Source organism: Pseudomonas sp. Z18(2022) (assembly GCF_036346535.1).
GTDB lineage: Bacteria > Pseudomonadota > Gammaproteobacteria > Pseudomonadales > Pseudomonadaceae > Aquipseudomonas > Aquipseudomonas yamanorum_A.
Genome location: NZ_JAOTOA010000014.1, coordinates 148,277 through 172,669, shown reverse-complemented (window position 1 = coordinate 172,669; position 24,393 = coordinate 148,277). Strand labels below are relative to the sequence as shown.

The following is a 24,393-nucleotide window of genomic DNA, read 5'->3' as shown; positions in this document are numbered from 1 at the left end:
GCTCGACCGCCTGACCCGCGCCGACCATTCGCAGGACCTGCAGGAACGCTTCGCCCACGACCCGGCGGGCAACCTGCTGATGCAGGACCGCGTTGGCCCCAGCGTAGTCAAAGGCAACCGCCTGTTGATGCAAGGCGACCGTCATTACGACTACGACGCCTTTGGCAATCTCCTGAGCGAACGCCGGGGCCGTGCCCAGCAGCTGGTCACCGAATACCGCTACGACTGTCAGCACCGCCTGATCGGAGTCACCCAACCGGACGGCACCCAGGCCAGCTATCGCTATGACCCATTCGGTCGGCGCATAGCGAAAACCCTCGACGGCCAGACCACAGAGTTTTTCTGGCAAGGCGATACGCTGATCGCCGAGCACAGCGCTGATCATCACCAAAGCTATATCTATGAACCCAACAGCTTCCGCCCGTTAGCACTGCTGAAAGGTTACGGCCCGGAAGACATAAACCCCTTCCACTACCAACTCGACCACCTCGGCACCCCACAAGAACTCACAGCACCCGATGGCGAAATCGTCTGGTCCGCGCACTACCGCGCCTACGGCCAAATCGCGAAGCTGGACGTCAACACCGTCACTAACCCACTGCGCTTTCAGGGCCAATACTTCGACCCGGAAAGCGGGCTGCACTACAACCGACATCGCTACTACAATCCGGATGTTGGCCGTTACCTGACGCCTGATCCCGTGAAACTGGCGGGTGGACTGAACGGCTATCAGTACGTTCCAAACCCGACGGGGTGGGTTGATCCGCTGGGGTTGAATACTTGTCCGGGTGGGGATGGATGTAAGCCGAAAGCCTTTGATAACGACCCTGCTAGCAAAGCAAAAGCCGATGAAGGTATACCTTCGCCGCCGGTTATTAGCGGAGTTGACGTGGAAAGCTTGAATCGAACACATAGCATCGAGGGAAAAAAATCAACCAAGCGAGTTGACGAAATCTCCCTCAGCATGCGGAGCAAGGGTTACGACACAAATGAGCCAATCGACGTGGTCGAGGTGAACGGGCAGCGCTATATTATCGACGGCCACCACCGGGCATCAGCGGCAAGACGGACAAATACGCCAGTCACCATAAAATTGATCGAGAACCTAAATAGCCATAAGGGAACGCTCAAAAGCAAAGATGACGTAATAAACGCTTCGAATGCTGTTGGACTTGATAGATTGGAAAGGCCGAGAAGATGAAAAAGAACAACCTAGAGAGTTTGATCCGTGAATATATATATCAAGTAAAAAAAGCGACAGACTTACTTGAACAAACATTCGGCACAAAAAACATTCTCCGGCTTTGGCGCAGCAATCAAATCCCGCAACGCGGGAGGATCACTGACAACATCTCCTACGAACTACACGGGATTGGCTGCAGAGTCGATTTTTCCGGAGTCTGTATCGATTTCGACTACGGCCCCAACGAAAGGGTGGATGGCTTCGATCCGTGGCGGCTTTACATATACGCATGCGAAGTACCACACAGGTACAAAAAGTACACTAACCAAAACACACTCGAACGAGAATTCAATAACTATGTAGCGCAAGGAAAAGCGCAAAGAATCACTGATTCCATGTCCAACCTATACTTCCTGAATCCTTGACCCGGCTCGCCCCCTGACCAACTGTCACCAGGCGAGCATATGAGTTTATACAGCGTAAACTCACTCTTTCGCGGGAAACACTTCCCCTCAACTCCACGCCACCACCAACAACCCCGCCCCCAACACCAGACACAACGGCGAGTAAAAAAACGTATCCAGCCGCGCAAACCGCGACCCACCCACCTTCTTGAAAAAACCCACCAGCTCCGAATCCCCAATCGCCCGGGCAAACATCACCAGTGCCACCGCACTGATGCCCCATTGCAACGCATGGTTGGACACCGGCTCGAAATACAGTCCGGCCCGCAAACACACCAGCACCGCAATCGCCACCAGCCCCACACCCACCAGCAACGTGCCCAGCGCCGACGGCTTGAACGCAGGGCGTGGCCCACTGGCGAATTCACCCGGCAGCTGCGGAATCGCCGCGGCAACCCCCAATTTGCCACCGGCCGCCCAGTACAAATGCACCAGGCTGATAAAGCCAAACACCCCGACGATCCATCGCGCGACTAAAAAGCTCATGGCTGGATATCCTTGGAAAAGTCCGGAAGAGGATAGTCCTCTTGAGATTTTTTGCAGGCAATTCGTCGGCGGCTGATGGTAAAGTGCCGCCCCATGAAACTCGCCCGTTCCGACCGCTCGCTCATTGCCTGGATGCTCTATTGCTGCGTCCTGTTCAATGTGTTCGCCTGCAGCATTGGCCACGGGCAAATGGTCGGGATGCAACTCAACGGCGTCGGCGGCCAGTTCTGTACGGTAGACCCGCGCACCCAGGCGCCGGCGCCTTACAAGTCCACCGATGAATCCCTGCCCACGCTCTCGAAAGCCTTCGGTTGCCCGCTGTGCTCCACGGGCGGCATGGGCCCGGCGCTCAGCTCCAGCCTCAACGTAGTCGTCCTGCCGCAACCCCATGCGCCGCCGCCGGCAATCGTTGCCAGCGCCGACATTCCTGCCCGCTTCACCTGGCCTGCGGCTAATCCGCGCGCCCCACCCGCCTTCGCCTGATACCTGCGCTTTTTTGATTTGCCCATGCTGCTGTCTCCTTTGGGAGTACGGACGGCCGTGGGTTGTTTTCAAGCCATGTTTTTCAGGATTCAACCATGAAACATTTACCCCTTTTGGCGGGCCTGTTCGGCTGCCTGCCTGTCAGCGCCTGGGCGATTGAGCTGGCACCGACCACCATTGATGGCGAGCAAACCGGCGAACCCGGCCTGGCCCTGGACCAATCCAGCGGCATGGCCTCGCGCCTCGGGCTGAGCGTGCGGGAAACCCCGGCGTCCATCGCCATTGCCAATCGCAACGACATCGAGCGCCGAGGCGCCAAGACCTTCCAGGACGCGGCCAATACTCTGCCCGGGGTCAACGCCAGTGCGCCGCCGGGGTTTGGCGGCTTCATTTCCTATCGGGGTTTTACCAGCAGCCAGATTACCCAGATGTTCAATGGCGTCGCCGTGTCCGGCGGCCTGGCGCGCCCGGTGGATGCGTGGATCTATGACCGGGTTGAACTGGTCGGCGGCCCCTCCTCCCTGATCAACGGCGCCGGTTCCGTTGGTGGTTCGCTGAACTACGTGACCAAGCTCGCCACCCGCGAGGAACAAGCCGCCGAAGGGCAACTGACATATGGCAGCTACGACACCGCCGGGATGGCCTTCGGCCTGAACCATGCGCTGACCGAACCGGGTGCCGAGGTCCAGCATTACGCGCGCCTGGACGTGAGCCGCAACACCAACCACACCTACATTGATCGCCAGCAGCGCGATGCCTGGAGTGTGGCGTTTTCCCTGTTGAGTGATTTCACGCCGAACCTGTCCCACACCCTGGCGCTGGAGTATCAGGACGAACACGAAGACAGTCCCTACTGGGGCACGCCGGTGCTCAACCCGAAGTCGGGCGAGTTGAAGATCGACAAGCACAACCGCTTCAACAACTACAACGTGGCCGACGGCCGTTATGAGCAACGCACGATCTGGGTCCGTTCGATCATCGACTACCGGATCAACAACAGCACTACCCTGAAAAACACCCTCTATCACCTCGACAGCCAGCGCGACTATCGCAACCTGGAAACCTACCAGTACAACGCCGACAACAGCGCGGTGAATCGCTCCACGGCCTATCAGGTGCGGCATCAGGGCGAGCAGAACGGCAACCAGTTCGAGCTGCGCCATGACGACACATTCTTCGGTTTGAGCACCACCTGGTCCGGTGGATTTGAGTACAAGGTCAACAGCACCACCAGCAACCCACTGAACGTACCGGGCAAAAACACGGTGGACCCGAACAACTACGATCCGGGGCATTTCTATGACCTTCCCGGCACCAAGCCCGGCTTCGATCCGGACAAGACCAACGCGGTGACCACCAAGGCGCTGTTCGTGGAAAATCGCCTGGGGCTGACCGACAAACTGTCGCTGCTCACCGGCCTGCGCTATGACGCGATTGACCTTGAGGTGACCAATCACCGAGACATCACCGCCAGCAATCCCCGGCACGTCAAACGCAGCTGGGAGCCGGTGACCGGGCGCATTGGCTTGACCTATCAGTTCATTCCCCAAGCCAATGTCTATGTGCAATACAGCACCGCCGCCGAACAGCCGAGCAGCACCACCCAGGTGTTCGACGTGTCCACCGGCAAGCAGTGGGAAGTGGGCAGCAAGTTCGACTACCTGGACGGTCGCGGCTCGGCCACCGTCGCCGCCTACCGGATCGAGCGCAAGGACTTCGCCGTCACCGACCCGCAGGACCCGACCAACAGCATTCCGGTGGGCGCGCAGTCGTCCAAGGGTATCGAACTGGCCAGTTCGTTGCGGGTCACGCCCAATCTATTGCTGGAGGGCAACTACGCCTGGGTCGATGCCGAGTACGAGGACTTCAACGAGAAAACCGCCAGTGGTGCCGTGGTATCACGCAAGGGCAATACGCCGACCAATGTGCCCAAGCAGGTGGGCAATCTGTGGCTGACCTATGACTTTGCGGAGGATTGGCAAGGGGGTGTGGATGCACGGTATGTGGCGTCGGTGTATGCCGATAATGCCAACACCCTGACGGTGCCGGCGTATACCTTGTTCGGGACGTTTTTGACCTACAAGGTGGATCAACACACCTCCGTGACGGGCCGGGTGCGCAACCTGACCAATGAGGTGTATGCCGAGTTTGCCCATGTGTCGCCAGCGTATTACCTCGGATCGCCGAGGACGTTCGAGCTGGCGGTGCAGACGAAGTTCTAAGGCTGGAACAGGGTCGATGTGGGAGCCGGGCTTGCCCGCGATGCCAGCAACTCGGTCTGTCAGTCAAACCGAGGTGCCGGCATCGCAGGCAAGCCAGCTCCCACATTTAGTCCGTGCCAGTCAGGACTATTGAGGGGCTACTTCAGGCTGGCCTCTACCTTCTGCGCCACATCCTCAGTCAACCACGCCTTCCAGATCTGCGGGTGATCCTTGAGGAACGCCTGGGCGACTTCACGTGGCTGGCTGTGCTTCTCGCTCATTTCGGCCAGCGCCTTGTTCAAAGGCTCGATGGGAAAGTCGACCTTGGCAAAGAATTCAGCAATCTGCGGATGTTCCTTCTGGAATGGCGTGGACACACCGATGCTCAACTTGGAGGCCAGTGAACGGGTGGGTTTCGGATCAGGATTATCCGCATCCGTCAGGGTCTTCCACGCATCGGCGTCAAACGGCGGCTCTTCCAGCTGGATCAGCTTGTAGCGCCCCATCAATGGCGTGGGTGACCAGTAATAGAACAGCACCGGCTTGCCACGGCGGATCGACGAGGCAATCTCGGCGTCCAGCGCCGCACCCGACCCGCTGCGGAAATTCACGTAGCTGTCGTCAAGCCCGTAGGCCTTGAGCTTTTGCTTGTTGACCACTTCCGAGGTCCAGCCAATCGGGCTGTTGAGGAAGCGGCCCTTGGTCGGTGCCTCGGGGTCCTTGAACACATCCTTGTAGCGCGCCAGGTCTTTCACGCTGCGCAGTTCCGGCGCCAGGGGCTTGATGCCTTTGGCCGGGTCGCCCTTGACCACGTATTCCGGCACCCACCAGCCTTCGGTGGCGCCCTTGACGATATCCCCCAGGCCCACCACTTTGCCCTCAGCCTCGGCCTTGACCCACACCGGGCTGCGGCCGGCCCATTCTTCACCGATCACCTGGATGTCGTTTTTTGCCAGGGCGGTTTCCAGGGTGATGGTGGTACCGGGCAAGGTGTCGGTGGGCAAGTCATAGCCCTTTTCGACAATCACCCGCAGCACCTCGGTGATCAGGCTGCCGCTTTCCCAGTTCAGGTCCGCGAAATGGATCGGCGCCTGGGCCGCCGATACAGGCAGCGACGCCACCGACAGACTCAGGGTCGCCAGTGAGGCTGCCAACAGTGCTCGAATTCCTTTCATGCTTTACACCTCATGCCTTACAGCAATAGCGAACGGCTTTGCTGTAACACCGCGAAGCCTCTGAATACTTAAGTCAACTCAACTGTAGTAGAGGTTCCGGCGAACATGGCAGGGTGCTGGTATTTACGGCGGATTGTTCAGGCGCTGCAGCTCGCGGCGCACCATGCTGGCGTACTCGGCGGGCTTGAGTTCATATAACTGGCCGGCCACCCAACTCAACCAGGCGCCCTGCAACTCGGACTTGCGGGCAAGCAGCTGCGCCGCCACGGCCTGGGCATCGAGCAAGTGCTGCTCGTGGAACTGCGCCCTACCCTGGCTCATTACTCGCTGGCCTTGAAGGTCACGAGTTCACCCTTGCGCCACTTGGCAGCCTTGCCGGTGACGGCCTTGAGGGTCTTGGTCAGGCCTTCAACCAGCTGCTCATGGGCGGCGAACACCAACATCACACTGTGGCCTTCCTTGAATACGATGCCCTGGCCTTCGGCCGAGGAAACAAAGGCGTAGTCGCCCAGGCCATACACCGTCAACTTGATATCGCGAAACTTCAGTTCGAACTTGCCACCTTCGCGACTGGGCAATACCGCAGCGCGAAAATGATCACCGACCTTGAGTTCAAGACGCGGCTTGTCGTCCACCACCAGCGCCGTCTCGGTATCGATCTCGGCGATGTAGATACCTTCAGGTGTCTGCTCAGTGACGTAGACGAAACGGGATTGAAACTGCTTGACCAACTTTGCGCGCAAATCACCCAGCACGAACAACGCGTGCATATCCAGATTACTGACTGCCAAGGAAACGCCCCCACATCAAAAAGGTGCTGACCGCCCAGGCGGGCAGCACAAAAAACGGCCGAAACGGCACGATCACACAACAAATCCACTGAAAAACTGAAGAAGGCCCACGCTGCAAAGCCATAAGACTAGTACAGGCGTACCCGACGCACCTTACGCAAGGTCGCCAGGCGTTGCAGGAAATCACAGGTTCAACGGCCGGAGAATACCGACCGCCCTACTTCAGACAATAACCCTTAATAAAATGCAGTTTTCCGACATCCAACACAGAAACTAATGCTTTGGATGGAACCGGACGCCGGATGCTGACGACAATACTAAAACAGCAACACGGGTCAAAACCACCCGAAATACTGCAAGCGGGTCCGCAAGATCGATCGACAGGAGCTGATTATGCAACGACCTCAACCGATTGCCACACCCTCGAACACCGGTTCATCTTTTATGGATGACGGCCAATTCTACTCCCTATACACCCAGGGCAGTTGCCTGCGTTCGGTTCTCTATCGAGTAGTACCCGCCGGAAGAAACTTCTTTCATATCCTGGAAGTGCCCAGCGGGCGGATCAAAGGCTTTCGCAGCGGCCATAGCCAGGCGTGCGAACTGGCCAGGCAGCTGGAAGCTATCCTGCAGACGCCCCACGGCTGAAACTCGGCGCTGTCGTTTCGTCATCTGGTTGACTTTACTGCGCCGCCAGCGCGTAACAACTGCCATACTGGTCCGTCCATTGAGATTTGTCCCCTTGGGGTTCAGGTTTCATCAGCGCAATTACCTCCAAGGGAAGGCTATACGTGACGGAATTTGATATAGGCGAATTTTTCATCCATGGCGAAGCCAGGGAAGTAGACGGTGAATTTCAAGCCGTGATCGTGATGCGAGCCAAGCCCCCCCTGACCACCGTAACGACCCACCAGGTAGAAAAGGACCGCTGGTTCAAAACCATAGACGCCGCCAACACCGCTGCCAAGGATGCCGCCAAAGCCCTTAAAGCCGCAGTCGATTCAGGCGCACTGACCTCCTGATAACCCGGCGCGACAATCCGATCGAACTCTGACCCGCAACAACCCTCCCATGCATACGATGATCAGCCTGCATGGAGAACGATATGGACGCGCCGACTTACACCCTCGAAGACCTGTTTGAACAACTTGGCCTGGAATCTTCCCCGGAGGCGATTGACGCCTTCATCGGCGAACACACCCTGGCCAATGACGTAAAGCTGATCGACGCAGATTTCTGGTCACCGCAGCAAGCCCAATTCCTTAAAGATGAACTGCGTGAAGACGCGGTCTGGGCCATCGCGGTCGACGAACTGAACCAGCGCCTGCACCAGCCACGCTGATGCTTCAATGCAGGCTGTCTGACTGCTCCAGGCGCAACAACGCCTCCCAGGCAGCCCTGCACTCTTCTGCCTCATCGCGGCTGGCGAACGCCGTGCCGCGCTGCTCGCCGTTAAGCAGTACCACCCAACACGCCTTGCGCCCCAGCGCGCGCAGGGTGAGCGGTACGCCACTGCCAATCATCACGGCGACATCGACTTTGTTTTGCATGGAGAGCCTCCAGAAAATTAGTTAGCTGGCTAACAATGTCAGCCATGCTACGGTTTTCCTCCAGCTGGAAAAAGCTATCCCCGGAATAGCTCCCTTGCATAACCTGCAACAATCGCCTCGGTGAATCAGCGGCCCTCGGGTTTATAGCCCAGACGCAAGCCACCCCAATGCCTGCCCTTGACCGTGATCGGCACTGACAAGTCGTGCATCAACTCACCGGTATCGCGGGTGTAGGTTTGCAACAACACCGCCTGCTGGTGGCTGCCACAGCGGATCCCGGTACGGTCGTCAAACTTGCGCTTGGTACGGTTTTGCAGCGCATCCACCTGGGCGTCGCCGGTCAACGTCTGGGAAAACGCCTTGTTATGGGTCGGCACATAACCCTGTGGCGTGCAGGCGATGGCGAATACCAACCCCTCATGACGGGGCAACAACGCTTCCTGGATGGCCGGCAGCACCTGGTCGGTGTAGCCGTCAAAGCGGGTGTGGTACTTGCTTGGCCGGGTGCTGGGAATGGGCGTGTAACTGCGGTCGAACAGGTCATCCAGGCTGATGCGGTTCTGCAGTACGTCGGCTTCGAACTGCGCGGCGATCCGGCCGGCTCCTTCCCGGGCCAGGTCATAGATGCGCTGGTGATAGTCGTCCAGGCCGACCTCGGCGAGGCGCTCGCTGATGGTTTCGGCCTGCCCTTCCATTTGCACCGCGGCGGCGGCCAGCTGTTGGGTTTGCTGGTCACTGACGGTCAAGTCGCTACGCATCTGCTCCACAGCATGAAACAGACTGTCGAGTTGCGCGCGGTTGGTGTCGGTGCCTTGGGCGATTTCATTGACCTGGCCTTCAACGTCCGCGGCCAGGGTAGCAATGTTCTCCAATTGCTCACCGGCGTGTTCCACCTGTTCTACACCGGACTGCAAATCCGCCGACAACTGCCGGATCTGCTCCACCACCTGGGCGGTACGCTGCTGGATATCCGCCACCATCACTCCGACCTCGTCGGTGGCCGTGGCCGTACGCCCTGCCAGCCCACGCACTTCGTCGGCGACCACCGCAAAACCGCGACCGTGCTCACCGGCCCGCGCGGCCTCAATCGCAGCGTTCAGGGCCAACAGGTTGGTCTGGCTGGCGATCGACTGGATCACCAGAGTGACTCGCTGGATTTCTTCGCTGCGCTGGCTCAAGGCCTCGATCAAGTGGCGGCTGTCGTTGGCACGCTGGCTGAGCTGGTGCATGCGGGTGATGGATTGCGCCAGCACTTCGCGCCCTTCGGTGCTGCGCTGATGGGCCTGGCTGGCAGCACCGAGAGCCTGGCGACTCAGCTCGGAGGTGACCTTCTCGGTGTCAATCATCACTTCGGCACTGCTGACAATCTGCCTCGCCGCGCCTAATTGCGATTGCAGCCTGGCCGCCAATTGCTTGACCGAATAGGCCACGCCCGCAGCAGACAATGCGTTATGACTGGTGGTGTAGGACAGGTCGCGGGTCAGCTCGCCGATGGCATCGGTAGTGTCGGACGGTACGGTGCTGGCGGTGCGATGTTTCAGGCGGGGCAGCCAGATCAGCAGCAGGGCCACCGGCAGGCACAGGTAAATCGAGAGTTGGCCGAACGCCAGGCCCAGCAGCAACAGCACCAGGGCGGCACTTTGCAGGAGCGGCGTCAACCAGCCGGGCAACTGACGCGTCACCACAGGGGGTGACACTGCCGCGCCTATGAGAGATCCGTCTCCAGCCATCTTCGTTACCCCACTGCTTGTCGTTATTGTGACTGCATTAAACGCCACTACGTGGCCATTATCCATGGGCCTTTAGTGGGGGGCTTGCAGCAGATCAATAGACAGGGGTAATACGGGCGAAATCTATGTAGGAGCGAGCTTGCTCGCGAAGAACCTGAGAGCACCGTTGGGTACCAGGCTTCCCGCGTTATCGTTAGCGACCTTCGCGAGCAAGCTCGCTCCTACAAGGACGGCATCAGGCTTGACGCTGGTGCTTGTCGATTTGCTCGTGGCGCTCTTGCGCTTCGATGCAGTACTTGGTGGTCGGGCTGATCAGCAGGCGCTTGAGGCCGATAGGCTCGCCGCTGTCATCGCACCAGCCGAAGGAATCTTCCTTGATACGGCCCAGGGCCTGCTCAAGTTGCGGCAGCATGCGCTGGTCGCGGTCGATGGCATTCACCAGCCAGGTGCGCTCTTCTTCGACAGAAGCAGCGTCAGCCGGGTCAGCCGGGGTGTCCAGGCTTTCGATGGCGATGCGGTTCTGCTCAATGCGCTCATGGTGTTCCACTTTCATGTCTTGCAACAACTGCTCAAAAAAAGCGTGCTGCTCGGCATTCATGTAGTCATCCGCCGGCATGGCCAGCAACTTTTCCTTTGTCATTGATTTCTCTATAAAAAATACGTGCATCAAGGCGAATAAGGGAGCGTTCCGGAAGGCCTGTGCAGGTCTCGGAAAGGCGCCGTCCATTTCAAGCGCCACCCGGCACTCAATTTACGAGGGGCGGCAGTCTAAGGCCGACTTGAGGGCTCAGCAACTGAAATGACAGGCATTTTTTCCAAGATAACCCGCAAAGGCACCAGGACGGGCTCGGCGAACGGTCATCGGAGTGCGTTTATAGCAAGAAATTCAGTGTTGTGGAGCTATATAGAAGACAAACGGTTAAACGTTGATGGCAAAACGCTCATGTGGGAGCCGGGCTTGCCCGCGATGCAGTCGACTCGGTCTGTCAGCGAGACCAAGTTGATGCTATCGCAGGCAAGCCAGCTCCCACATTGATTGATGCAGCCTAGAGGACCGTGTTAGCGCTTGAGCTTGCGCTTGTTGCGGTACTGGTCGATCACCACCGCCACCACGATGATCAGGCCCTTGATGATGTCCTGGATGTAGGCATCCACACCGACGAAGGTAAACCCGCTGGCCATCACCCCGAGGATCAGCGCGCCGATCACGGTGCCGGTGATGCGCCCTACTCCGCCCGCCAAGCTGGTGCCGCCGATCACCGCCGCAGCAATCGCGTCCAGCTCATAGGACATGCCCATGCCCGCCTGCCCGGTGGCCGCTCGTGCCGAGGCCACTACACCGGCCAGGCCCGCCAGCAGGCCGGCGATGCTGTAGACGATGATCAGGTGACGCTTGACGTTGATCCCAGAGGTGCGCGCCGCCTGCATGTTGCCGCCGATGGCGTAGGTGTACTTGCCGTACTTGGTGTAGCGCAGGGCGATATGGAAGATCACCGCCACCACCAGGAAGATCACCACCGGCATCGCGCCGTGGCCGATGGCCGTGTAGGAGTCCGAGAGCATGCTCACCGGCTGGCCTTCGGTGTAATAACGCGCCAGGCCACGGGCCGAGACCATCATGCCGAGGGTGGCAATAAACGGTGGAATCCCGGTGACCGCAATAATGCTGCCGTTGATGGCCCCCGCCAGCAGCCCCACACCCAGGCCCATCGCCACCGGTATCCACACCGGCAAGTCGGTCAGGGATGGAAACACTGCCCGGGAAAAGTCGGAAGTCTGCGCCAGACTGGCGGCGATCATCGCCGACAACGCCAACACCGAGCCCGAGGACAGGTCGATACCGGTGGTGATGATCACCTGGGTCACGCCAATCGCCAGCAGGCCGATGATCGACACTTGCAGGATCATCAACACCAGGCGCTGGGAGTTCATCAGGAAACTCTGGTCCCGCACGATCCAGCCGAACAACTCAAACACCAGGCCGATGCCAATCAGCACCAGCAGGATGCTCAGCTCGGTGGGCATGCGTCGACGGTGCTTGACCGGCGCTGCAGCGGGCTTCTTTTCCTCGGGTTTGCTTTCCAGTATCGCGTTCATAACCACTCACCTTTTTTTATCGCGTTGCGCCGGCCGCAACGGGCCGGCGCCGTGTGTTCGTTAGTGGACCGCCGTCATACCGGAAGCCAGTTGCATGACTTTTTCCTGGGTCGCGTCCGCGCGGTCCAGGGTGCCCATCAGGTCGCCTTCGTGCATCACCATTACCCGGTCGCTCATGCCCAGCACTTCCGGCAGCTCCGAAGAAATCATGATCACGGCCATGCCTTCGCTGGCCAGGTAGGAAATCAGCCGGTAGATCTCGGCCTTGGCGCCCACGTCGATACCGCGAGTGGGCTCGTCGAGGATCAGCAGCCGCGGGTTGGTCATCAGCCAGCGGGCCAACAGGGCTTTTTGCTGGTTGCCGCCGGACAAGGTGTCGATGCACTGCTCAAGCGACGGGGTTTTCACCCGCAGCTTGGTGCACATGTCTTCACACAGGGCCCGCAGGGCCTTTTGCTGGATGAAGCCGTTGCCGGAGTAAAGCGGCAGCACGGCCATTTCCATGTTTTCCAGCACCGAGAGGCAAGGAAACAAGCCGCTGAGCTTGCGGTCTTCGGTCAGCAGCGCGAAGCCCTTCTCGATGGCCATGTGCGGGTCGGTGATGCGCACGGTCTTGCCGTCCAGCTGGATCTCGCCGCCGGAGCTTGGGGTGATGCCAAAAATGGTCTCAGCCACGTTGGTACGGCCAGAGCCCATCAACCCGGCAATGCCGAGAATCTCGCCGGCGTGCAGGTCAAACGACACGCCCTGGAACACCCCATCCAGGCGCAGGTCGCGTACCGACAGCAGCAGATCGCCGATAGGCTTGTCGCGCACCGGGAACAGCTGGCTCAGCTCGCGCCCCACCATCATCGAGATCAGGCTGTCGCTGTCCATGCTGTCGGCCCGTTGCAGGCCGATGTACGCACCGTCGCGGAACACCGCCACTTCATCGGCGATGGCGAACACTTCGTTCATTTTATGGGTGATGTAGATGATGCCTTTGCCCTGGGACTTGAGGTCGGCAATGATCGAAAACAGGTGGGCCACTTCCTTGTCGGTAATCGCCGAGGTGGGCTCATCCATGATCAGGATGTCGGAGTCATAGGACACGGCCTTGGCAATCTCGACCATCTGCCGCTCGGCGATGCTCAGGTTGCCGACGTGTTCTTCCGGGTCGAGGTTGATCCGCAGCCGCTCCAGCAATTGCGCGGTGCAGCGGTGCATTTCCCGGTGGTTGACCATGTGCAGGCCGTTGAGCTGTTCGCGGCCGATCCAGATGTTCTCGGCGATGCTCATGTGGGGCATCAGGTTGAGTTCCTGGTGGATCATCGCGATGCCGGCTTTCTGCGCCGCCAGCGGTGTCTCAAACACAATCGGCTTGCCCCGCAGGCGGATTTCACCGGCGTCGGGCTGATAGATGCCGGCGATGATCTTCATCAGCGTCGACTTGCCCGCGCCGTTCTCTCCCATCAGCGCCAGCACCGAACCGGGGCGCACCCGCAGTTGCACATCGGCCAGGGCCACGACGCCGGGAAAGCCTTTGCTGATGTTGGAGATCTCCAGCAGATAGGGTTCTTCCAGTACCAGGGGCTGGATACCGGGAGGCTGGGAAGCAGTCGCTTGAGCAAACATATCGGGTACTCCGTCAGCAGGGCCGCCGTGGCTGCCCTGCCGGTTTATTGTTGTTATTAAGGGCTACTTGAAGTCTTTGACGTTGTCCGGGGTGATCAGCTTGAACGGGATCACCACGTTCTGCTCCACCGGCTCGTGCCTGGCCATCTTGCGTGCTGCTTCCACCGAGCCCACGGCCTGGCCGTTGGCGTCCTGGAAGGCCGACGCGGCCATGTCACCCTTGGTAATCGCGTTGAGGCCGTCCGGCGTGCCATCCACGCCCGCGATCAACACGGTGCCCGGCTTGGTCCCCGCCGATTTCAACGCCATGGACGCACCGATAGCCATCTCATCGTTGTTGGCCAGTACTGCGTTGAACTCGCGGCCCTGGGTCAGCCAGTCATTGACCAGGGTCATGCCCTTGTCACGCAGCCAGATGCCGGTCTGTTCCTGCTCGATCTTGATGTCCGGGTACTTGGCCAGGACTTCCTTCACGCCCTTGGTGCGGTTGGTGGTGGAGTTGTTCGCCAGGTCACCCAGCAGGATCACGATCTTGCCCTTGCCACCGAGCTTTTCGGCGATGTACTGCATTTGCAGGCGGCCGGCCTCGACGTCATTGGAGGTCACGGCCACGATGCCCTTGGGCAAATCGGTCTGGTCGGGACGACGGTTGACGTACACCAGCGGAATGCCCGCCGCGAGCGCCGCTTTACTGATGTTGGCGGTAGATGCCGTGTCGACCGGGTTGACGATGATGGCGTCGACTTTCTGGCTGATAAAGTTCTCGACCTGGCTCAATTGCTTGACCACGTCGGCGCGGGCATCTTCGAACTGCAGCTGTACGCCGTCACCCTTGGGATAGGACTTGGCTTGCTTGTCCATGTCCTCGCGCAGGTAGGTCAGGAAGGTGTCATCGAATGCCGACATGCTCACACCCACCTTGATATCGGCGGCGGTGGCAAAACCGCTGGCGAGCATCATTGACAGGGCCAGCGCGGTAAAACGGATCGGGGTCTTCATGAACGGTCTGTCTCCAATTTCTTGTTGGTTTTGTGGACGTTGCGTTTTTCAGAGCGAAGCTGTCGGCAGTCGAACGATCGGCGCCCCCGGAATGCAGCACACCAGGGAACCCTTGCTTTCGACGCACAGGACATTCAGGAGGGAGAAGTAAAACGGCCGGGCGCGGGGCAGACCGCGTGGCTTGAGGGCAGGACGTAAAACTCGCAGTACAGCGTTGAAGATTTTCATCTGACGGTACCTGGTTGTTTTGATCTTGTTTTTGTCGAGTCGCCCGAATCGAGTCCGAACGTACTTTATGCAACCTGGAAATGACTTTATTGGAAAATAATTTCCATATCAACTTATTTTAGAATTTTATTCTATTTTTCATCTGTGGCTTTCCACAGCGGGTATTTCCACCACCTGCTGGCGCTCCGAACTGAGGCGCGCCGCGTCCAGTACACGGGTGGTTTGCAGCGCATCCCGGGCGTCCACCGGCAACGGGCCATGGCCTTCCACCGCGCTTTGCAACTGGCTGTAGAACTGGTTCCAGCGGCCTTTTTCCGAGGGCACGCGCTCGCGCTCCTCACCTTGCTCGAACCAGCCCCAACGCCGGTGTTCTTCGGCGCCCCAGTGCTCGCCTTCGGTTTTCGGGGTCTTGCCGGCCATCAACAACGCTTCCTGGCCGTCCAGCCCTTCCACGGTGTAGCACCCGGCGCTGCCATTCACCCGGAAACGCGGCGCCTGGCTGTTTTGCAAGGCACTGCCCCACAGGTGGGAAATCACCCCGTTGGCGTGGGTCATGGACACGAAGAAACCGTGATCCACTGTGGGCTCCTGCGAGGTGTAGTGCAATTGCGCGAACACCCGCTCCACCGGGCCGAACAGTTGCATCGCCTGGTCGACCAGATGGCTGCCCAGGTCCCGCAGGAACCCGCCGCCGCTGGCATTGCCCACGGAGCCCGGGTTGTAGCGTTCCACCCGGGATTCGAAGCGGGTGACGGTGCCCAGTGCGCCGGCGTCGATCAGCTTGCGCAGGGTCAGGAAGTCCGAATCCCAGCGCCGGTTCTGGTAGACGCTGAGCAGCACGCCCTGGCGCTCGGCGGCGGTAATCAAGGCCTGGGCCTGTTCGGCATTGCTGGCGAAGGGTTTGTCGCTGACCACCGCCACACCGTGTTCGATGGCTTCCAACACCAACGCAGGACGGCCCTTGAGGGTGGTGGAGATCACCAGGGCGTCGACACCGGCCTCGACGATCTGGCCGATGGTATCGAAGGCTTTTACACCAGGATGTTCTTTCGCCAACTGTTGGCGACGCTCGGGTGAGCGGGTGACGACGCCGACAAAGGTCGCCCCCGGCAGGCTGGCAATCAGCGGTGCGTGAAAAAAGCGGCCACCGTGGCCGTATCCAACCAGTCCGATTCGCATACAAATACTCCTTGGTTAATTGTGGCGAGGGAGCTTGCTCCCGCTGGGGTGCGAAGCGCCCCCAAAAGCTTGCGACTGCTACGCAGCCGAGCGGGAGCAAGCTCCCTCGCCACAGAGCAAGCCACAGCGATCTAACAGCAAAGTTCGCGGGTCACCCGCTCCAGCATCATCCGGTTGGACTCATCCGGCCGGTCTTCCCAGGCAAACACCGACACCGTGGCGATGCCGTCGAACTTGATTTCCCGCAGGGTGCCGAAAAACGCCTCCCAGTTGACCTCGCCCTGGCCGATGTCCAGGTGCTGGTGCACGGTGGCCGTCACGCCCGGCGGATTGACGATGTAGCGCAGGTTGGAGGACGCCCGGTGGTTGTAGGTGTCGGCGATGATCAAGTGGCTGAGCTTGGAGCCTGCGTACTTGAGCATCGAGGCGATATCGCCCTTGCCGTCGTCATAGAAGAAGGTGTGCGGCGCGGCGTAGAGGTAGTTGATCCAGTCGCGGTCGAGGCCGCGAATGATGTCCACCGACTCGTTGTTGCGCTCGCAGAAGTCATACGGGTGCGCCTGGATATCCAGCTTCACGCCTTCGCGCTCGAACTCCGGCATCAGCTCGTCCATGGAGCGCATGAACTGGTTTTCGCACACCAGCGGGTTGTCGGACTGGCCAGTGAATTCGGTGTTGACCAGCTCGCAGTCCATTTCCACGGCGATCTGGATCGCGCGCTTCCAGTTGCGTACGGCGGCAACCCGCAGGCCTTCGTCGGCGGCGGCCCAGTGGTACATGGGCAGCAGGGACGAGAGTTGCACGCCGGCGTCGCTCAGGGCTTTGCGAAATTCCTTGATGCGCGCCCGGTCGACCCGGGCGGCCTTGTAGAACGGCAGGAAGTCTTCCCGGGGCGAGAGTTCGATGTGCTGGTAGCCGAGCTCGGCGGCCTTGTCGACCATTTGGCCGAGGGGCAGGTGGCGGTACATGTAGGGGTCTAATGCGATGCGCATGTTAGAAACGCTCCCAAATCTGATGTTGGAACCCGATCAAAGGTGGGAGCTGGCTTGCCTGCGATAGCGGTGTATCAGGCGACAGTGATATTGAATGTGCCGCCGTCATCGCAGGCAAGCCAGCTCCTACAGTGGAATAGGTGGTCAGCCGTAGAAATGCGGACGGGTTGGCAGGCCCACTTTCACAATCTGCCCACTGTTCTGCGCCTCGATGCACGCATCCGCCGCCACCGCCGCCGCAAAACCATCCCACGCCGACGGCCCGCCCACTTGCCCGGACCGCACGCCGTCGATAAATGCCTGCAACTCGACGTCATAGGCCGCGATAAACCGGTCTTTCCAATCCATCAGGATCGCATTGGACAGCTTGGCCTCACTGCGCATCTGCACCTGGGACGGCTCCGGCAATTTCGCAATACCGGTCTCTCCCACCACTTCACATTGAATGTCGTAGCCGTATTGGCAGTTCACAAACACTTCCACATCGATGCGCGTGCCCTTGGCGGTTTCCAGCAGCACGATCTGCGGGTCACGCAAGTGCGCCAACGCCTTGCTCGATTTACGCGGGAACACCACTTGCACCGACACATAGTCATCCGCCAGCAACCAACGCAACACATCCAGCTCGTGGATCAAGGTGTCGGTGATCGCCATGTCGGTCTTGTAGTTCTCACCCACCCTCGGGTTGCGGTGGGCACAGTGCAGCATCAACGGCTCGCCGATCTGGCCGCTGTCGATCACGGCCTTGAGGGCGCGATAGCCGTGGTCATACGGGCGCATGAAACCCACTTGCACCAGGCGCTTGCCGTGGGCCACTTCAGCCTCGACGATCTTGCGGCAGCCCTCGGCGGTCACGGCCAGCGGTTTCTCGCAGAACACCGGCTTGCCGGCAGCAATCGCCGCCAGCACGAATTCTTCGTGGCTCGGGCCCCAGGAGGTCACCAGGACCGCCTCGACTTGCGGCGAGTTGATCAGCGCGTGGCCGTCCGGGTAGACCTCGGCGGTGAGTTTCAGGTCCGCGACGACCTTGGCAGCTTGCTCAAGGTTGATGTCCGTCACCGCCACCACCTGGCTGTTGAGCAAGGTCTGGCTGCAGCGACGAATGTGATCCTGGCCGATGGCGCCAGTACCGATAACACCCAACTTCAAAGACATGGAAACACTCCTCTTGTTATTAGTACTGCCGGGCCTTGGCCAGGCGTTCATTGAGTTGTTTGGCCACCGCATCGGTGCGCGCGCTGGTGGACACCTGCGCCACACCGACTCGCCACCACGACAGGTATTTGTGGATCATGGTCTTGGGCAGAACCTTGATATCAATCAGCGTCGACACCGTTTGCGTGCGCGCATCGGCCAGCGCCGCCTGCAGCTGCTCCACGGTGTTGACCTTGTAGGTCTTGCAGCCATAGGCCGCCGCGCTCATGGCGAAGTCCACCGGCACGAACCCGCCGTCGAGCTTGCCGGTCTCGGGATTGCGGAAGCGGAACTCGGTGCCGAAGCTGTCCATGCCGTGTTCCATCTGCAAATTGTTGATGCAGCCGAAGGTCATGTTGTCCAGCAGCACCACGTTGATCTTGCGCCGCTCCTGGATCGAGGTGGCCAGCTCCGAGTGCAGCATCATGTAGGAGCCATCGCCCACCAATGCGTACACCTCGCGCTCGGGCTCGGCCAGCTTGACGCCCAGGGCCGCGTTGACCTCGTAGCCCATGCACGAATAGCCGTACTCGACGTGGTAGGTGTTGACGCCCTTGCTGCGCCAGCTGCGCTGCAAATCGCCCGGCAGGCTGCCAGCGGCGGCGACGATGATCGCATCGTCGGCCAGGGTTTCGTTGAGCACCCCGAGCACGCGGCTTTGGGTCAGGCAGGAACCGGTCAGCTCGATGAATTCACGCAGCACCGCCGGGTCCATGTGGTCGTTGATTTCCGGGACGAAGTTTTCGCTCTGGTAATCGGCCTGGTAGATGCGGTCCACTTCAGCGTCCAGTTGCGCCTTGGCGTCCCGTGGCTGATCACCCCAACTGGAGCGATAGTCACCCAGCGCTTCGGCCAGCGCCTCAAGGCCCACCTTGGCATCCGCCAGCAATTGCACAGCGTCCAGTTTCAGCACATCGCACGGGCTGATATTGAGGTTGAGAAACCGCACCTCGGGATGCTTGAACAAGGATTTGGACGAGGTAGTGAAGTCGGTATAACGCGTGCCGATGCCGATGATCAGGTCGGCTTCAGGTGCCAGCAGGTTCGCCGCCAGGCAGCCGGTTTCACCAAGGCCACCGAGGTTCAGCGGGTGGCTGGACACCACCGCACTCTTGCCCGCCTGGGTTTCTGCGAAAGGAATGTCGAAGCGCTCGGCGAAGGCTTGCAGCGCGGCATTCGCCCCGGAGTATTTGACCCCGCCGCCACACACGATCAGCGGTTTGCGCTTGCCTTTGAACGCCGCTACGGCATCGCCCAGCATCGCTTCGGTCGCCGGGCGGCGGTCGATACGGTGCACGCGTTTCTGCAGGAAGTAATCCGGGTAATCCCACGCCTCGCCCTGCACATCCTGCGGTAAAGCCAGGGTCACCGCGCCGGTCTCGGCGGGGTCGGTGAGCACGCGCATGGCGTGGATCGCCGCGGTCATCAACTGTTCCGGACGGTTGATGCGGTCCCAGTATTTGCTCACGGCACGAAAGGCGTCGTTGGTGCTGATGCTCAGGTCATGGAACTGCTCGATCTGTTGCAACACCGGGTCCGGCTGGCGGCTGGCGTAGACATCACCGGGCAACAGCAGCAATGGAATGCGGTTGGCAGTGGCAGTCGCCGCCGCGGTCAGCATATTCGCCGCGCCCGGCCCTACCGAAGAGCTGCAGGCGTAGATCTTGCGGCGCAGGTGCTGCTTGGCAAAGCCAATCGCCGCGTGGGCCATGCCTTGCTCGTTGCGGCCCTGATGCACCACCAGGTCACCGCTGTCCTGCTCCAGGGCCTGGCCCAGGCCCAGCACATTGCCGTGGCCGAAAATCGTGAAGATGCCGGCGACAAATTTGCTCTGCACGCCATCGACTTCGATGTACTGGTTATCCAGAAACTTCACCAGGGCCTGGGCCATGGTCAATCGGGTTGTGGTCATGGGGTGCCCCTTATCGTTTTTGCAGGTGGGCGATGCTCGCCCCCAGTGCCTGCTTGATGTCCGCCAGGCCATGCACGCTTTCGGCAAACGGCTCGAACGACAGGTAGCCGCTGTAGCCGGTGCTGAGCAGGGTGTCGATCTGCGCGGCGTTGCCGAGGATGTCGGCCTCGCCCACCAGCACCCGGTGGCCGTCGCGGATCGAGTTCAGCGGCGCCTCGGCATCTTCCACACCGGAGATATGCACCAGCCCGGTCAGCTCGGGGAAGAACTCATGTTCGCTGGCCAGGTGATGGTGGAAGGTGTCGTGCACCACGCGGAATACATCCAGCCCGCCGATGGCCTTGATCGCATCCACCGCCACGCGCTTGCGGCGCAGGGAACATTCTTCAAAACCCAGGGGTTCGACGAAGCCGAGAATCCCGTATTCCCGCAGGATCGGCGCCAGTTCGCTCAAGGCGGTGCGCAAACCGGCGGCGCGCTGGGCTTCGTTGCGTGAGTCGGCACGGTCGTTCAACGGGCACATCACCAATGCCTGTGCGCCGGATTCGCGGGCATAGGCGGCCAGCTTGATCGCCTGGGCGCGGCGCTCGTCGTTCCATACATCAAACGGGTACAGCGCGTTGATCGACAGCACGGTGATGCCGTGCACCGCGCACAATTCGCGTACGCGGCTGGCAGGAGTACCGTCTTCAATCTCGATGCCCTTGAGGTCGTTGCGGATCTCGATGGCGTCGCATTTGAGGGTCACCGCCAGCTGGATAAAGTCCGGCAGGGAAAGGCTGGGGGCGACCATGCGGTTCAGGGCAAAACGTAGAGGCGACTTCATTATTGTTGTGCTCCACACTTAACAGTTACTTGGCGGTTGGCATGCTGAATTCAGGGCCCTTGGCAATGCTGTCGGGCCAGCGTTGCATGACGCTTTTGTAGCGGCTGTAGAAACGAATGCCTTCTTCGCCGTAGGCATGGTGGTCGCCGAACAGCGAGCGCTTCCAGCCACCAAACGAATGCCAGGCCATGGGCACCGGAATCGGCACGTTGATGCCGACCATGCCCACCTTGATGGTGCGGGCAAACGCGCGGGCAATGCCGCCGTCGCTGGTAAAGCACGACACGCCGTTGCCGAACTCATGGGCGTTGATCAAGGCCACCGCGCTGGCAAAATCCGCCACCCGCACGATGCCCAGCACGGGCCCGAAGATCTCTTGCTGGTAGATGCTCATTTCGGTGGTGACGTTATCGAACAAGGTCGCGCCGACGAAGAAGCCACCCTCCGCGCCCGGCACCTTGAAGCCACGGCCATCGACGATCAGCTTCGCGCCTTGCGCCACACCCTGGTCGATAAAACCTTCGACCTTGGCTTTGTGCTCGGCGGTGACCAGCGGGCCCATCTCGCTGTCTTTTTGCATACCGTTGCCGACCTTCAACTGGTCGATACGCGGCAGCAGTTTTTCGATCAGCTTGTCACCGACATCGCCCACCACCACGGCAATCGAAATCGCCATGCAACGCTCACCGGCCGAGCCGTAGGCCGCGCCGATCAAGGCGTCGGCGGCCTGGTCCAGGTCGGCATCGGGCATCACGATCATATGGTTCTTCGCACCGCCCAACGCCTGCACACGCTTGCCGCGCTGGGTCGCCTGCTGGTGGATGTACTCGGCAATCGGGGTGGAGCCGACAAACGAAATCGCCTCGATGTCCGGGTGCTGCAACAGGCCGTCCACGGCGCTTTTGTCGCCCTGCACCACGTTGAACACACCGTCGGGCAGCCCGGCTTCGGTCAGCAGGCGGGCCATCAGCAAGCTGGCGGACGGGTCGCGCTCCGACGGTTTGAGGATGAAGCAGTTACCGGTGGCCAGGGCCAGCGGGATCATCCACAGCGGCACCATCACCGGGAAGTTGAACGGGGTGATGCCGGCGCACACGCCCAGGGGCTGGCGCAGGTTCCAGTTGTCGATGCCGCCGCCGATGTTGTCGCTGAAATCGGTTTTCAGCAGGTTCGGCGCGCCACAGGCGTACTCGACGATCTCGATGCCGCGAGTGACTTCGCCCTTGGCGTCGGAGAACACCTTGCCGTGTTCACGGCTGATGATTTCGGCCAGTTCATCGTGGTGCCGGTCGAGCAGTTCCTTGAACTTGAACAGCACCCGCGAACGGCGCAGGGACGACTGCTCGGACCACGCCGGGAAGGCTTTCAGCGCCGAGGCCACGGCTTCATCGACGGTCTTCTGGCTGGCCAGCCCGACGCGCGCCTGGACTTCGCCGGTGGCCGGGTTGAATACATTGCTGAAACGTTCGCTGCCGCTGTCCTGCACCTGGCCGTTGATGTAGTGGCCGATTACTGGGGCGTTGCTCATTATTGTTCTCCGTCGAAAGTGCTTTAAAGATCCAGCAGCCAGCTGTGCTGCGGGTCGTTATGGAAATGCCAGGCGCGCTTGGGGCCGGCCATCACGTTCAGGTAGTAGGACTCGTAGCCATACGGCACGCTGACCGGGTGATACCCCTTGGGCACCACCACCAGGTCGCTGTTCTCCACGGCCATGGCCTGGTCGATGCTGCGATCGTCGGTGTAGACGCGCTGGAACACGAAGCCCTGGGGCGGGTTGATCTGGTGGTAGTAGGTTTCTTCGAGAAAGCTCTGGTGCGGCAGATCGTCGGTGTCGTGCTTGTGGGGCGGGTAGCTCGACGAGTGACCGGACGGCGTGCGCACCTCCACCACCAGCAGCGAATGAGCAGGCTCGCTGTCGGGCAGGATGTCGCACACGTAGCGGGTGTTGGCACCCTTGCCGCGTACGCTGCGTTTGCATTGTTCGGGGCGGATCAGGCGTGGGGCCAGGCCGGCTTCGGTGGAGCCGGGAGCGGCGCAGACGGCGATTTGCACGTCGCTCAGGGCGGTGACCTGGGCGTCGGTGCCCGGCGGCAGGTAGGCGGCGAACGGGGATTTGTCTTCGAACACCGAGTGGCGATCACCGAGGTTTTCCCAGTTGAAGCCTTCGCCCTGAATAGTTACCCGGCCGCAGAGCAGCACCAGGCACAGTTCTTTATCACCGGCGGTGACGGGCAGGGTTTCACCCAGGCTCAGGCGGTAGGCGGCGAAGCCCACGTATTCCAGGCGCCCTTCTTCCAGGGCGACCATGGTCTGCCCGCGTTTGCTGCTTTTGACCAACAGGCTCATTGTCCGGTCCTCTCACTCAGAAGTGCGCGCAGCGTGTCATAGCCTTTCTTCGCGTAGATATAGCTCGGCGCCACGGCGGGATCCTGCTCGGCCTCCACCACGAGCCAGCCGTGGTAGTGGGCGGCCAGCAGCACGTCCAGCAGTGCGGCGAAGTCGATATCACCGTCGCCGGGCACGGTGAAGGTGCCGTTGACGATGCAGTCCGGGAAGCTCCACATCTGGTTGCGCGCCAGTTGCACCACCGGTTTGCGTACGTCCTTGAAATGTACGTGGCAGATGCGGTCGATGTGTTTGCGCAGGACGTCGAGGGGCTCGCCGCCGCCCATGTAGCAGTGGCCCGAGTCGAACAGCAGGCCGACTTCCGGACCGGTGCGGCGCATCAGTTGGTCGATGTCTTCCGGGGATTCGACGTAGGCGCCCATGTGGTGGTGGTACGCCAGGCGCACACCCTGGGACAGAGTGAAACGCGCCAGTTCGGTGAGCTTGTCGGCGTACTCCTGCCAGGCCTGTTCGCTGTGGAAACGCGGGCGTTCCATCAGGCGTACCGGCGAACCCTGGATCGAGTCGGCGACTTCGCCGTACACCAACACTGTGGCGCCGTTTTCCCGCAGCAGTTCGACGTGGCTGGCGATGGCCTCGATTTCTTCCGCCACCGAGCGCCGGGCCAGGCGGCTGGAGTACCAGCCGGAGACCAGCGCCAGGTCATACGGGCGCAACACATCGCCCACGCCCTTGGCGTCCTTGGGGAATTTGCCGTTGAGTTCGAAACCTTCGTAGCCGATGTCCTTGCCTTCGCTGAGGGCGGTGCTCAACGGCGTTTCGCCGCCCAGGGCCGGCAGGTCGTCGTTGCTCCAGGAGATCGGGTTGATGCCAATTCGGATAGCGGGCATGGCTGCACCTTTTATTGTTTTTCAGAGTTGCCTGAGATCTGCTTTATGTGGAA

At 60.5% G+C, this 24,393-nt stretch carries 25 protein-coding genes and 1 pseudogene; 7 read left to right on the top strand and 19 right to left on the bottom strand.

Annotation, left to right across the window (positions count from 1 at the left end; translation table 11 throughout):
* On the top strand, positions 1-1,201 hold a 1,201-nt coding region (locus V3W39_RS24185; RefSeq protein WP_330213462.1), incomplete at its 5' end, for an RHS repeat-associated core domain-containing protein.
* On the top strand, positions 1,198-1,608 hold the full coding sequence (locus V3W39_RS24180; RefSeq protein ID WP_177120782.1) for a DUF6896 domain-containing protein: 411 nt from the start codon (positions 1,198-1,200) through the stop codon (positions 1,606-1,608). The genes V3W39_RS24185 and V3W39_RS24180, both read left to right, overlap by 4 nt.
* Positions 1,609-1,695: 87 nt before the next feature.
* On the opposite strand, the gene V3W39_RS24175 is transcribed toward V3W39_RS24180, so the two are convergent.
* A complete protein-coding gene (locus tag V3W39_RS24175; protein WP_169388104.1) occupies positions 1,696-2,133 on the bottom strand; it encodes a DUF3995 domain-containing protein in 438 nt (145 codons plus the stop codon).
* Positions 2,134-2,226: 93 nt separating this feature from the next.
* On the opposite strand from V3W39_RS24175, the gene V3W39_RS24170 reads away from it, so the two are divergent.
* Together V3W39_RS24170 and V3W39_RS24165 are read left to right on the top strand one after the other, a co-directional pair.
* Positions 2,227-2,616 (top strand): DUF2946 domain-containing protein, encoded by a 390-nt coding sequence (locus tag V3W39_RS24170; RefSeq protein WP_330213461.1) that lies wholly within the window; start codon positions 2,227-2,229, stop codon positions 2,614-2,616.
* 95 nt (positions 2,617-2,711) lie between these two features.
* Entirely contained in the window at positions 2,712-4,838 is a 2,127-nt protein-coding gene (locus tag V3W39_RS24165; protein ID WP_330213460.1) for a TonB-dependent receptor, read from the top strand.
* Positions 4,839-4,975: 137 nt separating this feature from the next.
* Here the strand turns inward: V3W39_RS24165 and V3W39_RS24160 are convergent, their stop codons facing one another.
* The 3 genes from V3W39_RS24160 to V3W39_RS24150 form a co-directional block, all read right to left on the bottom strand.
* Positions 4,976-5,992, bottom strand: a complete 1,017-nt coding sequence (locus V3W39_RS24160; protein ID WP_330213459.1) for an ABC transporter substrate-binding protein — start codon at positions 5,990-5,992, stop codon at positions 4,976-4,978.
* 123 nt (positions 5,993-6,115) lie between these two features.
* Positions 6,116-6,313 carry a hypothetical protein gene (locus V3W39_RS24155; protein ID WP_177044696.1) on the bottom strand — a complete coding sequence of 66 codons (198 nt, stop codon included), beginning with the start codon at positions 6,311-6,313 and terminating at the stop codon, positions 6,116-6,118.
* On the bottom strand, positions 6,313-6,762 hold the full coding sequence (locus V3W39_RS24150) for a hypothetical protein (protein ID WP_177044728.1): 450 nt from the start codon (positions 6,760-6,762) through the stop codon (positions 6,313-6,315). Before V3W39_RS24150 ends, V3W39_RS24155 begins: the two co-directional genes overlap by 1 nt.
* A gap of 414 nt (positions 6,763-7,176) precedes the next feature.
* Here V3W39_RS24150 and V3W39_RS24145 point away from each other — a divergent pair, with 414 nt between their 5' ends.
* From V3W39_RS24145 to V3W39_RS24135, 3 genes are all read left to right on the top strand, one after another.
* Positions 7,177-7,431: a hypothetical protein gene (locus V3W39_RS24145; protein WP_330213458.1), complete on the top strand. Its 255-nt coding sequence runs from the start codon at positions 7,177-7,179 to the stop codon at positions 7,429-7,431.
* A 143-nt stretch (positions 7,432-7,574) separates the two neighbouring features.
* Complete coding sequence (locus V3W39_RS24140; protein ID WP_177044694.1) at positions 7,575-7,805, top strand: hypothetical protein; 231 nt, start codon at positions 7,575-7,577, stop codon at positions 7,803-7,805.
* 83 nt (positions 7,806-7,888) lie between these two features.
* Complete coding sequence (locus V3W39_RS24135; RefSeq protein ID WP_084250787.1) at positions 7,889-8,125, top strand: DUF2789 domain-containing protein; 237 nt, start codon at positions 7,889-7,891, stop codon at positions 8,123-8,125.
* Positions 8,126-8,129: 4 nt separating this feature from the next.
* Here V3W39_RS24135 and V3W39_RS24130 read toward each other — a convergent pair whose 3' ends face one another.
* The 15 genes and pseudogenes from V3W39_RS24130 to iolE form a co-directional block, all read right to left on the bottom strand.
* Complete coding sequence (locus V3W39_RS24130) at positions 8,130-8,333, bottom strand: hypothetical protein (protein WP_330213457.1); 204 nt, start codon at positions 8,331-8,333, stop codon at positions 8,130-8,132.
* 125 nt (positions 8,334-8,458) lie between these two features.
* Entirely contained in the window at positions 8,459-9,679 is a 1,221-nt protein-coding gene (locus V3W39_RS24125) for a methyl-accepting chemotaxis protein (protein WP_442968426.1), read from the bottom strand.
* Between the two features lie 510 nt (positions 9,680-10,189).
* Positions 10,190-10,276, bottom strand: a pseudogene (locus tag V3W39_RS24120) (outer membrane lipoprotein carrier protein LolA); the annotation flags it as partial.
* Positions 10,277-10,298: 22 nt separating this feature from the next.
* Positions 10,299-10,703: a TraR/DksA family transcriptional regulator gene (locus V3W39_RS24115; protein ID WP_010173153.1), complete on the bottom strand. Its 405-nt coding sequence runs from the start codon at positions 10,701-10,703 to the stop codon at positions 10,299-10,301.
* Positions 10,704-11,122: 419 nt separating this feature from the next.
* On the bottom strand, positions 11,123-12,160 hold the full coding sequence (locus V3W39_RS24110; RefSeq protein WP_003214704.1) for an ABC transporter permease: 1,038 nt from the start codon (positions 12,158-12,160) through the stop codon (positions 11,123-11,125).
* A 60-nt stretch (positions 12,161-12,220) separates the two neighbouring features.
* Positions 12,221-13,774, bottom strand: a complete 1,554-nt coding sequence (locus V3W39_RS24105) for a sugar ABC transporter ATP-binding protein (RefSeq protein WP_177044689.1) — start codon at positions 13,772-13,774, stop codon at positions 12,221-12,223.
* A gap of 63 nt (positions 13,775-13,837) precedes the next feature.
* On the bottom strand, positions 13,838-14,773 hold the full coding sequence (locus tag V3W39_RS24100) for a sugar ABC transporter substrate-binding protein (RefSeq protein WP_010173158.1): 936 nt from the start codon (positions 14,771-14,773) through the stop codon (positions 13,838-13,840).
* Between the two features lie 366 nt (positions 14,774-15,139).
* Positions 15,140-16,180, bottom strand: coding sequence for a Gfo/Idh/MocA family protein (locus V3W39_RS24090; RefSeq protein WP_330213456.1), 1,041 nt, complete (start codon positions 16,178-16,180; stop codon positions 15,140-15,142).
* Positions 16,181-16,311: 131 nt separating this feature from the next.
* The gene (locus V3W39_RS24085) at positions 16,312-17,172 is read right to left on the bottom strand and encodes a sugar phosphate isomerase/epimerase family protein (protein ID WP_063029368.1); all 861 of its coding nucleotides are present in this window, start codon (positions 17,170-17,172) and stop codon (positions 16,312-16,314) included.
* Positions 17,173-17,316: 144 nt separating this feature from the next.
* Positions 17,317-18,327: a Gfo/Idh/MocA family protein gene (locus V3W39_RS24080; protein ID WP_330213455.1), complete on the bottom strand. Its 1,011-nt coding sequence runs from the start codon at positions 18,325-18,327 to the stop codon at positions 17,317-17,319.
* A gap of 19 nt (positions 18,328-18,346) precedes the next feature.
* The gene (iolD, locus tag V3W39_RS24075) at positions 18,347-20,278 is read right to left on the bottom strand and encodes a 3D-(3,5/4)-trihydroxycyclohexane-1,2-dione acylhydrolase (decyclizing) (RefSeq protein ID WP_177115852.1); all 1,932 of its coding nucleotides are present in this window, start codon (positions 20,276-20,278) and stop codon (positions 18,347-18,349) included.
* A 10-nt stretch (positions 20,279-20,288) separates the two neighbouring features.
* Positions 20,289-21,104 (bottom strand): TIM barrel protein, encoded by an 816-nt coding sequence (locus tag V3W39_RS24070; protein WP_177044680.1) that lies wholly within the window; start codon positions 21,102-21,104, stop codon positions 20,289-20,291.
* 25 nt (positions 21,105-21,129) lie between these two features.
* Entirely contained in the window at positions 21,130-22,632 is a 1,503-nt protein-coding gene (locus tag V3W39_RS24065) for a CoA-acylating methylmalonate-semialdehyde dehydrogenase (RefSeq protein WP_177044678.1), read from the bottom strand.
* 23 nt (positions 22,633-22,655) lie between these two features.
* Positions 22,656-23,450, bottom strand: coding sequence for a 5-deoxy-glucuronate isomerase (gene iolB / locus V3W39_RS24060; RefSeq protein ID WP_330213454.1), 795 nt, complete (start codon positions 23,448-23,450; stop codon positions 22,656-22,658).
* The gene (iolE, locus tag V3W39_RS24055) at positions 23,447-24,340 is read right to left on the bottom strand and encodes a myo-inosose-2 dehydratase (RefSeq protein WP_177044673.1); all 894 of its coding nucleotides are present in this window, start codon (positions 24,338-24,340) and stop codon (positions 23,447-23,449) included. Before iolE ends, iolB begins: the two co-directional genes overlap by 4 nt.
* Between the last annotated feature and the right edge of the window lie 53 nt (positions 24,341-24,393).

Coding starts and splice junctions, on each gene's coding strand:
- V3W39_RS24150 (WP_177044728.1), bottom strand. CDS start 6,762: ATGCACGCGTTGTTCGTGCTGGGTGATTTGCGCGCAAAGTTGGTCAAG.
- V3W39_RS24180 (WP_177120782.1), top strand. CDS start 1,198: ATGAAAAAGAACAACCTAGAGAGTTTGATCCGTGAATATATATATCAA.
- iolB (WP_330213454.1), bottom strand. CDS start 23,450: ATGAGCCTGTTGGTCAAAAGCAGCAAACGCGGGCAGACCATGGTCGCC.
- iolE (WP_177044673.1), bottom strand. CDS start 24,340: ATGCCCGCTATCCGAATTGGCATCAACCCGATCTCCTGGAGCAACGAC.
- V3W39_RS24085 (WP_063029368.1), bottom strand. CDS start 17,172: ATGCGCATCGCATTAGACCCCTACATGTACCGCCACCTGCCCCTCGGC.
- V3W39_RS24065 (WP_177044678.1), bottom strand. CDS start 22,632: ATGAGCAACGCCCCAGTAATCGGCCACTACATCAACGGCCAGGTGCAG.
- V3W39_RS24135 (WP_084250787.1), top strand. CDS start 7,889: ATGGACGCGCCGACTTACACCCTCGAAGACCTGTTTGAACAACTTGGC.
- V3W39_RS24170 (WP_330213461.1), top strand. CDS start 2,227: ATGAAACTCGCCCGTTCCGACCGCTCGCTCATTGCCTGGATGCTCTAT.
- V3W39_RS24105 (WP_177044689.1), bottom strand. CDS start 13,774: ATGTTTGCTCAAGCGACTGCTTCCCAGCCTCCCGGTATCCAGCCCCTG.
- V3W39_RS24125 (WP_442968426.1), bottom strand. CDS start 9,679: ATGATTGACACCGAGAAGGTCACCTCCGAGCTGAGTCGCCAGGCTCTC.
- V3W39_RS24155 (WP_177044696.1), bottom strand. CDS start 6,313: ATGAGCCAGGGTAGGGCGCAGTTCCACGAGCAGCACTTGCTCGATGCC.
- V3W39_RS24160 (WP_330213459.1), bottom strand. CDS start 5,992: ATGAAAGGAATTCGAGCACTGTTGGCAGCCTCACTGGCGACCCTGAGT.
- V3W39_RS24090 (WP_330213456.1), bottom strand. CDS start 16,180: ATGCGAATCGGACTGGTTGGATACGGCCACGGTGGCCGCTTTTTTCAC.
- V3W39_RS24175 (WP_169388104.1), bottom strand. CDS start 2,133: ATGAGCTTTTTAGTCGCGCGATGGATCGTCGGGGTGTTTGGCTTTATC.
- V3W39_RS24110 (WP_003214704.1), bottom strand. CDS start 12,160: ATGAACGCGATACTGGAAAGCAAACCCGAGGAAAAGAAGCCCGCTGCA.
- V3W39_RS24080 (WP_330213455.1), bottom strand. CDS start 18,327: ATGTCTTTGAAGTTGGGTGTTATCGGTACTGGCGCCATCGGCCAGGAT.
- V3W39_RS24145 (WP_330213458.1), top strand. CDS start 7,177: ATGCAACGACCTCAACCGATTGCCACACCCTCGAACACCGGTTCATCT.
- V3W39_RS24165 (WP_330213460.1), top strand. CDS start 2,712: ATGAAACATTTACCCCTTTTGGCGGGCCTGTTCGGCTGCCTGCCTGTC.
- V3W39_RS24115 (WP_010173153.1), bottom strand. CDS start 10,703: ATGACAAAGGAAAAGTTGCTGGCCATGCCGGCGGATGACTACATGAAT.
- V3W39_RS24100 (WP_010173158.1), bottom strand. CDS start 14,773: ATGAAGACCCCGATCCGTTTTACCGCGCTGGCCCTGTCAATGATGCTC.
- V3W39_RS24070 (WP_177044680.1), bottom strand. CDS start 21,104: ATGAAGTCGCCTCTACGTTTTGCCCTGAACCGCATGGTCGCCCCCAGC.
- iolD (WP_177115852.1), bottom strand. CDS start 20,278: ATGACCACAACCCGATTGACCATGGCCCAGGCCCTGGTGAAGTTTCTG.
- V3W39_RS24130 (WP_330213457.1), bottom strand. CDS start 8,333: ATGCAAAACAAAGTCGATGTCGCCGTGATGATTGGCAGTGGCGTACCG.